Annotated in this window: 10 protein-coding genes; 6 read left to right on the top strand and 4 right to left on the bottom strand. The window is 70.1% G+C overall.

The window, feature by feature from the left end:
• Positions 1-25: 25 nt before the first annotated feature.
• Complete coding sequence (locus RZR99_RS19155; RefSeq protein ID WP_323121344.1) at positions 26-1534, bottom strand: sugar ABC transporter ATP-binding protein; 1509 nt, start codon at positions 1532-1534, stop codon at positions 26-28.
• A gap of 388 nt (positions 1535-1922) precedes the next feature.
• Here RZR99_RS19155 and RZR99_RS19150 point away from each other — a divergent pair, with 388 nt between their 5' ends.
• Complete coding sequence (locus tag RZR99_RS19150) at positions 1923-2282, top strand: DUF3564 family protein (protein ID WP_323121343.1); 360 nt, start codon at positions 1923-1925, stop codon at positions 2280-2282.
• 258 nt (positions 2283-2540) lie between these two features.
• On the opposite strand, the gene RZR99_RS19145 is transcribed toward RZR99_RS19150, so the two are convergent.
• Entirely contained in the window at positions 2541-3488 is a 948-nt protein-coding gene (locus RZR99_RS19145) for an AraC family transcriptional regulator (protein WP_323121342.1), read from the bottom strand.
• 185 nt (positions 3489-3673) lie between these two features.
• On the opposite strand from RZR99_RS19145, the gene RZR99_RS19140 reads away from it, so the two are divergent.
• The 3 genes from RZR99_RS19140 (at position 3674) to RZR99_RS19130 (ending at position 7088) form a co-directional block, all read left to right on the top strand.
• Complete coding sequence (locus RZR99_RS19140) at positions 3674-4135, top strand: (2Fe-2S)-binding protein (RefSeq protein WP_323121341.1); 462 nt, start codon at positions 3674-3676, stop codon at positions 4133-4135.
• A 2-nt stretch (positions 4136-4137) separates the two neighbouring features.
• Positions 4138-6342, top strand: coding sequence for a xanthine dehydrogenase family protein molybdopterin-binding subunit (locus tag RZR99_RS19135; RefSeq protein WP_323121340.1), 2205 nt, complete (start codon positions 4138-4140; stop codon positions 6340-6342).
• Between the two features lie 347 nt (positions 6343-6689).
• Positions 6690-7088 carry a winged helix-turn-helix domain-containing protein gene (locus RZR99_RS19130; RefSeq protein WP_323121339.1) on the top strand — a complete coding sequence of 133 codons (399 nt, stop codon included), beginning with the start codon at positions 6690-6692 and terminating at the stop codon, positions 7086-7088.
• 294 nt (positions 7089-7382) lie between these two features.
• Here RZR99_RS19130 and asnB read toward each other — a convergent pair whose 3' ends face one another.
• Together asnB and RZR99_RS19120 are read right to left on the bottom strand one after the other, a co-directional pair.
• On the bottom strand, positions 7383-9356 hold the full coding sequence (asnB, locus tag RZR99_RS19125) for an asparagine synthase (glutamine-hydrolyzing) (protein ID WP_323121338.1): 1974 nt from the start codon (positions 9354-9356) through the stop codon (positions 7383-7385).
• Between the two features lie 228 nt (positions 9357-9584).
• Positions 9585-10475, bottom strand: coding sequence for an autoinducer binding domain-containing protein (locus tag RZR99_RS19120; protein ID WP_323121337.1), 891 nt, complete (start codon positions 10473-10475; stop codon positions 9585-9587).
• A 236-nt stretch (positions 10476-10711) separates the two neighbouring features.
• On the opposite strand from RZR99_RS19120, the gene RZR99_RS19115 reads away from it, so the two are divergent.
• Positions 10712-11587 carry a helix-turn-helix transcriptional regulator gene (locus tag RZR99_RS19115; protein ID WP_323121336.1) on the top strand — a complete coding sequence of 292 codons (876 nt, stop codon included), beginning with the start codon at positions 10712-10714 and terminating at the stop codon, positions 11585-11587.
• A gap of 196 nt (positions 11588-11783) precedes the next feature.
• On the top strand, positions 11784-13181 hold the full coding sequence (locus RZR99_RS19110; protein ID WP_323121335.1) for a pyridoxal phosphate-dependent decarboxylase family protein: 1398 nt from the start codon (positions 11784-11786) through the stop codon (positions 13179-13181).
• Positions 13182-13316: the final 135 nt, after the last annotated feature.

The following is a 13316-nucleotide window of genomic DNA, read 5'->3' as shown; positions in this document are numbered from 1 at the left end:
GCGGACGGGTTCCTCGAAACGGTGATCAGGGCGCGGCGAGCGCGTGCGGCGCGGCGGGCTCCGGCGCGCCGCGATCGAAGTGCACGACGCGGTCGGCGAGCGCATACGCTTCCTCGAGATCGCTCACGAACACGAGCGTCGCGCGTTCGCCCGCGTCGCGGCGCAACAACGCGATCAGATCGGCGCGCGCGCCCATGTCGATGCCCTGGAACGGCTCGTCGAGCAGCAGCAGCCGCGCGGGCTCCAGGTGCCAGCGCGCGATCACCGCCTTCTGCTGGTTGCCGCCGGACAAGCGGCTCAGGCGGTCGTCGGGGCCGTCGCAGCGAATCCCGAAGCGGGCGATCGCCTCCCGCGCGGCGCGGCGTTCGCGGCGCGGGCGGACGAAGCCGGACGGAAACCAGCGCGACAGGAACGGCAGGCTCAAGGTGCCGGCGAGCGTCGCGAACGGCACGCTGTCCGGAAACAGCGACGCGCGCCAGCGATCCTCGCCCGCGAGAAACACCCGCCCGCGAATCGCGGCGGCGGGCGAGCGCGGGTGCCAGCGCGCGCCGTCGAGCGTCATCGCGCCGGCGGCGAGCGGCGCGGCGCCGAAGATCGCGTGCGCGAAACGGGACTTGCCGCCGCCGACCGGCCCGGCGATCGCGACGATCTCGCCGCGCCGCACGTCCAGATCGAACGGCGTGCTGTGCGCGTACACGCGCACACCGCGCGCGCGGAAACCGTCGCCGGCCGCGCCGACATCGACGCCCGTCTCGTCCGCGATCCGATGCGCGCCGGCGCGGCGCGCCGCGTCCCGCGACAGCGTGCGGCCGATCATCGTGTCGACGGCCGCATCGAGATCGAACGGCGGGGTCAGGGTCGACACAATCCGGCCGTCGCGCAGGATCGCGATGCGGTCCGCGAGGCGTTTCAGATCGCCGGAACGATGCGACACCAGCAGGATCGCGACGCCTTCCGCGCGCAGCGTGTCGAGCAGCGCGAACAGGCGTTCCGCCTCGGGCGCGGACAGGCTGGCGGTCGGTTCGTCGAGGATCAGCAGCGCCGGCCGGCCGGCCAGCGCGCGGGCGATCACGACAAGCTGCTGCGCCGCGAGCGGCAGCGAACCGAGCGGCGCGCGCAGATCGGCCGAAAGACCGACGCGCCGGGCAAGCGGCGCGGCGGCGCGCAATCGCGCCGCCGGTGCGGCAAGCCAGCGCGCGAGCGGATCGCAAAGCGCGTCGAGCAGCAGGTTGTCGGCGATCGACAGCGTCGGCGCGACCGCGTCGGCGACGGACTGGTGAACGGTGGCCACGCCGGCGCGCTTCGCGGCCTGCGGCGACGCGGGCGCATAGGGCTTGCCGCGCAGCGTGAGCGCGCCGGCATCGGCGGACAGCACGCCGCTGACGATCTTGACGAAGGTGGATTTGCCGGCCCCGTTCGCGCCCATCAATGCGACCGCTTCGCCCGCGCGCAGCGACAAATCGACGCGCTCCAGCGCGACGGTCGCGCCGAAGTGCCGGGCAACGGCCGCTGCGGTGAAAACGGTGCCATTCATCGTGAACGCGTTCGGCGTGGATCAGGGCGCGATCGTAGCGAGCGTGGCGCGCGACGCGAACCAAGCGTTCTTCATATCGATAGGCCGGCCGATGCTATGCGCTCGCGCGCCGCCCCACGGCCTCGCGCGCGCGGCCGGCCTGCCTCCGGACGCGCGGCGCGCGCGAGCCGGAACCGATTCCCGCGATGCAGCCGCGCGGCCATCGCGCGCGGCCGGCACGCATCGAACCCGCATGCATGCGCGACGACGCGTCGACCGGTTCGCGACGGTTCATATCGAACCTCGACGATTCGCGCACTTCAACATTGCGCGGCACGACTTGCGTTCCGCAGCATGCTTTCTAGACTGTATGGATCGATCAGACGACTTCATGACAGGAGACGACGACATGCGCCTCACCATCCGGATCAACGGCAGCAGTCCATCCACCCAGCAGTCGTTCGCGGTGCTGTGGCTCGATACCGAAGAACAGTTGTGGTCGAGAGAAGCGCATCAGGGCATCAACCTGCCCACCTGGGGCAAGGTGAAGGACGTCGAAGGCGCGATCGCGCTGTGCGCCGCCGACAGCGGCGAGGCGCTATGCCAGCTGCAGGGTCTGTCCTTCGAAAAAGTCGGGCCGACGGTGGATGCCGGACACGGCGACGTGGTGCTCGGCGACAAGCGCTACGCCGAAGGCGCGTGGCGGCTGCAAGCGGTCGACGCCTGCTCGCTGCAGCCGGAAACGCGCGGCTTCACGGTCGTCCGGTAACGCCCCCCGCCAACGCTTTCCGATGCCGCCGTGCGCGGCGCCTTGTGCAGCCGCCGCGCCGGCATGCCGGGCGCCGCTGCGGCGCACCCGCCGACACGCGCGCCGACGGCCGCCGCCCCGCCCGCTTTCCGATGGACGAATCGATGGACCGGCCCGTCGTCGGCCGCAGCGAAACGACGCGCGTCACGGTAGCGAAACGGCACGACGCGCACCTCCCGCGTGCGGCCGGCCGTGACTTCCCTCATCCCGCGACTCCCGCTACTCCCCGCCGCTCACGAACAGCTCCTGCCGCCTCAGCTGCACGGCATCCCGCAGCGGCGGCGCGCCGAACAGCCGGCTGTACTCGCGGCTGAACTGCGAGGGGCTGTCATACCCGACCCTCAATGCGATCGACCCGACGTCCCCGCTTTGTCTGAGCAGCAATCCGCGCGCCTCGTGCAGGCGCAACTGCTTCTGATACTGCAGCGGGCTGAGGGTGGTGAAGTTCTTGAAATGATGATGCAGCGACGACACGCTCATGTTGACGGCGTGCGCGAGCGTATCGACTCGCAGCGGCTCGGTGTAGTGATCGCGGATCCATTCGATCGCGCGCGCGATCCGGTACGACTGGCTGCCCGTCACGGCCATGTGCCGCAGCCGCGCGCCCTGCTCGCTCGTCATCAGCCGGTACAGCAGCTCCTTCTCGACGAGCGGCGCGAGGATTGGAATATCCGCCGGAGTATCGAGCAAGCGCACGAGCCGCAGCGCCGCGTCGAACAGCGGCATCGACAGCGCCCCGCTCGCGATTCCCTCGCCCGCCGGCACCTCGTCCGGATCGGGCAGCCGCATCTCCGCGACCAGCTCGACGATGCGGCGCGGATCGAGCGCCAGCTTCAGGCATAGATACGGCGCGTCGGCCGACGCCTCCGTCACCCGCGAAAACATCGGCAGATCGACCGACGTGACGAGCGAATGCAGATGGTCGTAGCAGTACGACTGCCCCGCGACCGTCACCTGCTTGGCGCCCTGCGCGGCGAATACGAACGCGGCGCGCGACACGCTGCAGCCGAAATCGACCGGCGCCGAGTAGCGGTGAAACGACAGCGCGGGAATCGCCGTCTGGTAGCCGCCGTCCACCGGCACGAAACGGCTGATCAGCGCGGCAAGCTCGCGGCGAGCCGACTCGCGACGCGACACCGCTTCGATTACGGAAAGTGCCTGTTCCATCGATGAGACCCCCTTGACCCCGGCGAGCATACAGAACGCCCGACCGACCCCCGCGCGCGCGCCACCCAATTTGCAGCATTGTTCAATATTTTTGCAGGATTGTGTATGCGCGGACGCGGACGCTCGCGCACACTGCCCGCTATCACCGGCGCCCAGTCCGAAACTCTCCCCCACGGAGCCCACTCATGACCACCTCGTTCGTGCTGAACGGCAAGCCGCTCACGCTGGATGCCGACCCCACCATGCCGCTGCTCTGGGCGATCCGCGAGGGCGCCGCGCTGCACGGCACCAAATTCGGCTGCGGCATGGCGCAGTGCGGCGCCTGCACGGTCCACCTCGAGGGCCAGGCGGTCCGCTCGTGCGTGCTGCCGCTCGCCGCCGTCGCCGGCAAGCGCATCACCACGATCGAAGGCATCGACAGCAAGCCCGCGAAAGCCGTACAGGCCGCGTGGGTGAAACTGCAGGTGCCGCAGTGCGGCTACTGCCAGTCCGGCCAGATCATGTCGGCCACCGCGCTGCTCGAACAAAACGCCGCGCCGTCCGATGCCGACATCGACGCCGCGATGAACGGCAACCTCTGCCGCTGCGCGACCTATACCCGCATCCGCGCGGCGATCCACGAAGCCGCCGCCACCTTGAAGGCCTGATCATGACCGCCGAATTCGATCTCCCGGACGCGCTGCGTCCGTCGCGCCGAACCTTCCTGAAAGCCGCCGGCGCCGTCGCGGCCGTCGGTCTCACGATCGGCTTCGAATGGTCCGGCGCGGGCCGCCGCGCGCTCGCCGCGACCCTGCCCGACGCCGCGTTCGCGCCCAACGCGTTCCTGCGCGTCGCGCCCGACAACAGCGTCACCGTGATCGCGAAGCACGTCGAGATGGGCCAGGGCGCGTACACCGGCATCGCGACGATCGTCGCCGAGGAACTGGACGCGGACTGGCGGAACGTGCGCGTCGAAAGCGCGCCCGCCGACGCGAAGCGCTACGCGAACCTGCAGTTCGGCACGATCCAGGGCACCGGCGGCAGTTCCGCGATGGCCAATTCGTGGCTGCAGTTGCGCGAGGCCGGCGCGAAAGCGCGGGCCATGCTGGTCTCGGCCGCGGCCGCGCAATGGCGGGTGAATCCCGCCGAGCTGACCACCCGCGACGGCAGCGTGCACCACGCGGCCAGCCGGCGTCAGGCCACCTACGGCTCGCTCGCGTCCGCCGCCGCGACGCTGCCGGTGCCGGCCCAGGTCGCGCTGAAGGCGCCGCAGGATTTTCGTCTGATCGGACACCGGCCGCCGCGCGTCGACGTGCCCGCGAAAACCGACGGCACCGCGCAATTCACGCTCGACGTCACATTTCCCGGCATGCAGGTCGCGCTGCTGCAGCGCCCGCCGCTGTTCGGCGCGACGGTCCGCTCGTTCGACGCCACCGCCGCGAAGGCGGTGCCGGGCGTGGTTGCCGTGGTGCAGGTGCCGCGCGGCGTCGCGGTGGTCGCGACGGGCTTCTGGGCGGCGAAACAGGGCCGCGACGCGCTGAAGGTCGAATGGGACGATACGCACGCGGAAAAACGCAGCTCGGACGCGCTCCTGCGCGAATACCTGCGGCTCGCGGAGCAGCCCGGCGCCAGCGCGCGCCGGGACGGCGACGCAGCGCGCGCGCTGGCGGGCGCCGCGCACCGGCTCTCCGCGACCTACACGTTCCCCTATCTCGCGCACGCGCCGATGGAGCCGCTCGACGCCGTCGTCAAGCTGACCGCCGACAGTTGCGAGATCTGGGCCGGCGACCAGTTCCAGACCATCGACCAGGGCAACGCCGCGCACGTCGCCGGGCTCGAGCCGCAGCAGGTGAAAATCCACACCCTCTATGCGGGCGGCAGCTTCGGCCGGCGCGCGAACGCGTGGTCCGATTACATCGTCGAGGCGGTGTCGATCGCGAAGGCGCTCGGCGCGACCGGCACGCCGGTGAAGCTGCAATGGACCCGCGAGGACGACATTCACGGCGGCCTGTACCGGCCGATGTATGTGCACAAGCTCGACGCCGGGCTCACGGCCGACGGCAAGCTGGTCGGCTGGCGGCATCGGATCGTCGGGCAGTCGATCATGGCCGGCACGCCGTTCGCCGGGCGGGTCAAGGACGGCATCGACCCGACCTCGGTCGAGGGCGCGGCGAACCTGCCGTATGCGATCCCGAACCTGTCGGTCGAACTCGCGACGCCGAGCAGTCCGGTGCCCGTGCTGTGGTGGCGGGTCGTCGGCAGCTCCCACACCGCGTTCGCGGTCGAGGCGTTCATCGACGAAGCCGCGCACGCGGCCGGCAAGGATCCGTACGCGTTCCGCCGCAACCTGCTCCAGCACGAGCCGCGGATGCGCGCGGTGCTCGATCTCGCGGCCGAAAAGGCCGGCTGGGATCCGGCCAAGCCGCTGCCGCCGGGCCGCGGACGCGGCATCGCGGTAGCGGAGGCGTTCAAGACGTTCGTCGCGCAGGTGGCCGAGGTGTCGGTCGACAAGGACGGCGCCGTGAAGGTGGAGCGCGTGGTCTGCGCGGTCGACTGCGGCACGCCGATCAATCCGGACATCATCGCCGCGCAGATGGAGGGCGGCATCGGCTTCGGGCTGGGCGCGGCGCTGCACAGCGCGATCACGCTGAAGGACGGCAAGGTCGAGCAGAACAACTTCGACGGCTACCAGGTGCTGCGCTTCGCCGAGATGCCGCAAGTCGACGTGCACATCGTGCCGTCGGGCGAGGCGCCTACCGGCGTCGGCGAGCCGGGCGTCGCGCCGATCGGCCCCGCCGTGGCGAACGCGATTTTCGCCGCCACCGGCAAGCGCATCCACGCGCTGCCGTTCTCCGCCGCCGCCGCGTCCGCCTAGCCCGCGGCGCCTCACGCGCACCGCGCCCGGTCCGGCGCGGTGCGCGTTCCGATCCGACCGCCCGATCCGGATCGCCGGACGCCGTGCCGTGCCGTTACGTCCCCCCGTTACGTCCGCGTAACACCCGCGGCCTTGCTACGTAACACACCTTCAACTTGTTTCTAAATATTACGCAAACGGCGGACTACCGCGCACCGCGCTATCTCATAAAAACCGTTTGAATTCAATCGCCTACGCGACACCGTCGCGCGACCCGGTCGCCGCCGCCCTCCGACATCTCGGCTGGCCCGACAATTGCAGAGTGTTCCTCGTACCAATCGCAACAACCACGAATGACGAGGATCATCATGGACTGCAAATACCTGTACATCGACAACATAAAAATCAACTTCGTCCGGCGCAACATCGAAATCGACGAGAAGCCGATCAACATGACGCCGCGCGAATTCGACGTCGTCGAATTCCTGCTCGACAACATGAACAAGATCGTGCCGCGCCTGGCGATTCAGGAAGCGGTGTGGGGCCGCGAGCTCGGGGTGTCGTCGCGCACGCTCGACACGCACATCTCGCGGATCCGCTCGAAGCTCGGGCTGGACAACGATAAGAACATGCGCATCATCCCGATCTACTCGGTCGGCTACCGGCTGGTGCTGTTCGGCGCGGCGATGACGCATACCGAAGATCACGACGACACCACCACGACGCGCACCAACGCGCACCGGGAAATGGTTGCCGAATGGCAGTGAGCGGAAGGCCACCGCTCACCTGATACGAGGAGTCCCATCATGTGCCCGCTTACGTTTCGCGCACTTCTCGCGGGCATCGCCCGCTCGGCCGGCCGACCCGCCGGCCGCCAGCCCGCCGGCAGGCGGCACGGACGGCCTCACGCGGCCACGCGTCAGGCGGCCGGTACCCGGCACCACAGGCAGCACCGCGCCCGCGCGGCATATCCGGAACGCGGCGCGCGAACGGGATCGCGCGGCTAGGTCGGGCACGCGCGGCGGGCAGCGGGCCGATGCAGACCCTTCCGCCGCGCGCCGTCACGGCGCGTCGCGCTGCTGCGCCAGCCACGCCTGGAACATCAGCACCGTCCAGAGCGGATGCTGCCAGTTCATCCCGCCCGACTGGTGCTGCCGCCACAGACGATCGACCCTGGCCGCATCGAGGAATCCTTCGTGGCGCAGCCGGGCCGGCGCCAGCAGATCCGCCGCCCAGTCGCGCAGCTCGCCGCGCAGCCAGTCGCCGACCGGCGCGCAGAACCCCTGCTTCGGCCGGTCGATCATCGTCTTCGGCACGTAGCGGTACAGCAGCTTCTTGAGCAGCCACTTGCTCTGCCCGTCCGGAATCCTCAGCGCAGCAGGCAGACGCCATGCGAATTCCACCACGCGGCGATCGAGAAACGGCATGCGCGTTTCGAGGCTCACCGCCATCGCCGCGCGATCGACCTTCGTCAGGATGTCGGTCGGCAGATAGGTGAGCGTATCGACGGCCATCGCCTGCTCGGCGAACGACAGGCCGGCGGGCCACGCGCCGGGCGTGTCGAGCAGCGTCGGCGGCTCGCGCCCCGCCAGCGCGAGACGCTCCGGATAGTGCACCGACGACATCAGCAGCCGGTACAACGCGGCCGGGCTGTCCGCCGTCATCACGTTCGCGAGCTTGTGCAGCCGATCGCCGACGCGCGGCGCCAGCTCGCGCTGCGCCGCCCCGCTCCACGCGCCCTGCGCGAGCGCGGCGATCTGGTCCGCATGATCGGGCCGCAGCGCATGCAGCGCGGCCGCGATCCGCGCGCGCACCGCCATCGGCACGCGCCGCAGCCGCTGCCACAGGCGCGGCGTCAGGAAGTAGCGCGTGTAGCCGCCGAACAGCTCGTCGCCGCCGTCGCCGGACAGGCTCACCTTCACGTGCCGGCGCGTCATCTCCGCGACGAGGAAGGTCGGGATCTGCGAGGCGTCGGCGAACGGCTCGTCGTAGATCTCCGGCAGCCGGGGCACGATCTCGAGCGCATGCGTGGGCGTCACGTACAGCTCGGTGTGGCGCGTGCCGAGATGCCGCGCCACGGCTTTCGCATAGCCGGCTTCGTCGTAACCCGCTTCGTGGAAACCGACCGTGAAGGTCTGCACCGGCTGCGCGGACTGGGTCTGCATCAGCGCGGCGATCACCGACGAATCGACGCCGCCCGACAGGAACGCGCCGAGCGGCACGTCCGCGCACATCTGCCCGGCAATCGCGTCGCGCAGCACCCTGTCGAGCTGCGCGACCGCGTCGTTCGCGTCGCCGTCGAACGGATCGGCGCGCCCGTCGTCGATCGCGCGTTCGAGCGACCAGTAGCGGCGCGGCGCGGCTTCGTGCGCCGCGTGCTCGAGATGCACGCAGGTGCCCGGCGGAAGCTTGCGCACCGGCGCATAGATCGTGTGCGGCGCGGGCACGCTCGACTGGCGCAGGTACAGGCACAGCGCGTTGCGGTCGATCGCGTCGCGGTCGAAGCCCGGAAAGCGGCGCAGCGCCTTCAGCTCCGAGCCGAACACCAGCACGCCGCCGATCCGCCCGTAGTAGAGCGGCTTCTCGCCGAGGCGGTCGCGCGCGAGCGTCAGCACGCGCGACTCGCGATTCCACACCGCCAGCGCGAACATCCCGACGGCCTTGCCCAGCGCGCGCTCGATCCCCCACGCGGCGCACGCGGCCAGCAACACCTCGCTGTCGGAGTGCCCGCGCCATTCGGGCGCCTGGCGCGCGTGCTCCAGCTCGCGGCGCAGCTCGACGAAGTTGTAGATCTCGCCGTTGAACGTCATCACATAGCGCCCGCAGGCCGACGTCATCGGCTGATGCCCGTGCGCCGACAGGTCGACGATCGAGAGCCGCCGGTGGCCGAGCGCGATGCCCGCGTCGGCGTCGAACCATGCGCCCGAATCGTCGGGACCGCGATGCGCGAGGCTGTCCGTCATCCGCGCCAGATTCGCGCGGGCTGTCTCCTGATTGAATGCCGCAGGGCTCAAGAAGCCGCTGATTCCACACATGTAGGATGTCCCGTTTGAGTAGGGAAAGAGGACCGGCCGAACGGGTAAGCCGTCTCCTCTGGCTGCGCAAATATTACGAAGAAAATATTCGTCAATTAATCGTGCTTGTCAGCCCGATTTTTTTACGCCGAAAAATTTTCGTGAGCCCCCGGCGCGACGGCACAAAACGCACGACCGTTTCGTTACCGCCGCGCGTATCCGCCCTTCGCCGAAGCATGGCGCCGGCGGTCAGGCCACGCCGCCATGCCGTGCGGGAACCGTTCCCATCACGCGCGCGCGCCGCGCCGCGAGATACGCGAGCTGCGCGCGATTCTGCGCGTTGAACGCTTTTTCGAGCGCGCGGATCTGTGCGCCGACCTTGTGCAGCGACGTGCGCATCGCCCGGGCGATTTCCTGATCGGACAGCCCGTGCACCAGTTGCTCCAGCACGTCTTCCTCCTCCTGCGCGAGCGAGAACGCCCGGGCGCCGCGGATGCGCGCATCGAGCAGCGGCTGCACCGCGCGATGCACGCCGAGGCTGAGCGCGAGCGCGCCGCCGATCACGCGATCGTCGATCCAGTCGGCATCGTGCGCTTCCGACGTGAGGCTCACGACGACACGCAAGTCGAGACGCGGCGCCGACAGGCAGAACATCACGCCGCTCTGCATCGCATGCACGCGCAGCAGGCTGGCCAGCGCAAGCGCGCGCCGGTCGGCGCCGCGCCGTGCGTCGGCTTCCAGCGCATCGAGCCGCCACGCGACGGGAAACCCGCTGTCCCGCAGCGCGGCGAAACGCGGATCGGCTTCATACAGCCGGTTTTCGACGTAAGGACGCGTGAACGACGCAGGCGTCAGTTCGCGCAGCAGATAGGCGCTCAGCACGCGCCGTCCGATCATGTCGAACGCGCCGTAGCCGAGCGTACCGAAGCCCGCGCGGCGCAGCCGCGACAGCACGTCGGCAAAATCGAACGCGATGCTGTCGGATTGACCCGCGGGTGTGGTGCATCCGGTAAAAATGCCGTGCGCCGCGTCGCGCCGCGGCGCGCCGGCGCGGATGTCGTCAAGGGATGGCACGAGACAGGCCGCGATGTCGGCCTGCGAGAACCATTCGATTCTCGGTGTGCTGTCAGTGGATGTCATGGGGTCGAGCCTGTTCTCATACGTCTGCGTACCAGAACCCCGTCATTCGAATGGTCTTTCACGCACGCTTTCCCGCCCTCGGCGCGCGCCGTTAGTATTACCGGATATTACGCGGAAGACCCTGTTTTTGTACAATGCCCTCGCTCGTCACGGGGCGCGCGTCCGCGCGGCCCGGCATCGAGCGTTCAGGATTCCCGGCTCGGCCCGGCACCGGACCTTCGCCTCGAGGTTGCTCCATGACCGACATTGCATTGCGTGATCCCGAAGCCGCGGCGAGCGCCGCGAGCACCGCCCTGCTGCCCGGCGCGCCGCCGCGCGTGCCGCCGATCGACGTCGTATGGTGCAACGACGCGAAGCGGGCCGGCGCCGAGCCCCGCCATGCGCCGAGGCTCGGCGTCGCGGAAACCCTCGCGCACGCGCAGGGCGCGGCGGAACGCAACCGCATCGTGACGAGCCTGCTGCGCCTCACCGGCTTCTCCACCTTCGCGTACTTCGCACTCGAATTTTCGCGCGACCGCGTGGAAAGCCTCTACCTGCACGAAGCGTTCACGCCCGTCACCTATCGCGGCGACTACGTCACGCAACGGCATCACGACGTCGACCCGCGCACCCTCTGCACGCGCCAGTCCAGCGCGCCGGTGATCTGGGATCTGCAGCATCTGGGAGACGACGCGCCCCGCGACGGCGAGCGCTTCGAAGGTTTCCTGCGCACCATGCGCGACGACGGCCTGTGCAGCGGCATCATGCATTCGATGGCGGTGCCCGGCACGCGCCTGCATGCGTTCATGAGCTTCACGGCGCCGCGCCGCTCGCGCGAGTGGATCGCACCCGCGACGATCGAGCAGGCGCTGTCGATCGGCTTGTCGGTACATCGCTTCGCGTCGCCGCTGCTGGTGGCCGCGTCGCGTGAGCGCGCGGCCGATACGCTGACGCCGTTCGAGCGCGAGCTGCTGCTCGGCATCGCGGAAGGCGCCTCCGACAAGGAGATCGGCCGCCGGCTCGACACCAGCTCGCACAACGTCGACTACCACCTGCGCAAACTGCGCAAGCGCTTCGGCGTCGCGAACCGCATCCAGCTGACCTATCTGACGTCGAAGCTCGAACTGATCTGAGCGGTGTGAAACGCCATCCGCTCGCACCGCGGTCGGTTTCGCCCAGATTGGTTGCAAATTGCAACTTGATGCCCTAAGCTGTCCGCTCGCCCGATCCGCGCATGCCGAATGCGCGGGCCGACGAAGCCGCCATGCGCCGCCCTCCGCGCACGGGTGTCCGCTTTCTTCATCCGCGCCTTCTTCCCCGGTTTTCGCCATGCATCCGATACTCGCCTCCGATCTCGCCGATCTCGACGCCCTGCTCGAAACCGTGCGCGCACACGCCGTCGCCACGCTCGCGGGGCTCGACCGCCGCCCCGCCGCGCTCGCGCCGCCCGCCGCGCATCCCGAACCGCTGCCGGACGCCGGCGCGGGACTCGCCGGCGCGCTGGCCGAATTCGCGGCGCGCTGGGCACCGGGCTTCTCGGGCAGCGCGGGACCGCGCTATCTCGGCTTCGTCACCGGCGGCGCAACGCCCGCGTCGCTCGCCGGCGACTGGCTGACGGGCGTCTACGACCAGAATCCGACCGCCGGCATCGACAGCAGCGCGCCGGACCTGGAGCGCGAAACCGTCGCGCGGCTGCGCCAGCTGTTCGGCCTCGGCGACGCGCAGCAAGGCGTGTTCGTGACGGGCGCCACCATGTCGAACCTGGTCGGCCTCGCGATCGGCCGCGAATGGCTCGGCGAACGCAGGCGGATCAGCGTGGCCGACGACGGCGTGGGTGCGCTCGGGCCGGTGACGGTGCTGTCCGCCACCGCGCATTCGAGCGTGTACAAGGCGCTGTCGGTACTCGGCATCGGGCGCAACGCGGTGCGCCGGATCGCCGCGTTGCCGGACCGCGAGGCGATCGACGTCGCCGCGCTCGAAGCCGCGCTTGCCGCGCTGGACGGCGAGCCCGCGATCGTCGTCGCGAACGCGGGCACCGTCAACACCGTGGATTTCGACGACCTCGCGGCCATCGTCGCGCTGAAGGCCCGCTATCCGTTCTGGCTGCACGTCGACGCCGCGTTCGGCGCGTTCGCGGCGCTCGTGCCCGAGCACGCGCCGCTCGTCGCCGGGCTCGACGCCGCCGACTCGATCTGCATCGACCTGCACAAGTGGCTCAACGTGCCCTACGACGCGGCCGTCCAGTTCACGCGCCGCCGCGACCTGCAGGTCCGGGTATTCCAGAACAGCGCGGCTTACCTGGGGCTGCCGACCGACCATCCCGACTTCGTCCACCTGACGCCGGAGAATTCACGCCGGCTGCGCGCGCTCGCCGCGTGGTTCGCGCTGGCCGCCTACGGCCGCGACGGCCACGCCGAGATCGTCGCGCGCAACGTGCGGCTCGCGCGCGCCCTCGGCGAGCGCATCGCCGCGCAGCCCGGCCTGCGCCTGCTCGCGCCGACCCGCCTGAACGTGGTCTGCTTCACGCTCGCCGGCCAGCCCGACGAGGCACGCGTGCAGGCCTACGTGCGCGCGGTCCGCGATTCGGGCGACGCGTTCGTCACGAGCACCGTGTACCGGGGCGTGTGGGGCCTGCGCGTCGCGTTCTCGAACTGGCGCACGAGCGACGCCGACATCGCGCGGACGTTCGACGCGCTGGTCGCGGCGCTGGATATGCCGCCGCGCTAGCCGCCGGTCGCGCGCCGGCACGTTGTCGTGCTGTCGTGCTGTCGCCCCGGCGGATGTCCCCTTCGGGACATTCCCTTCCCGTGCGCCCGACGCCATGATGAAGCCGCCATCGCCAGACAGCGGACAACGACGGGA

This window comes from Burkholderia alba (genome assembly GCF_034721475.1).
In the GTDB taxonomy this organism is placed as follows: domain Bacteria; phylum Pseudomonadota; class Gammaproteobacteria; order Burkholderiales; family Burkholderiaceae; genus Burkholderia; species Burkholderia alba.
Note: the sequence above shows the minus strand (reverse complement) of the source record. Positions and strands in the feature narration are given on the sequence as shown.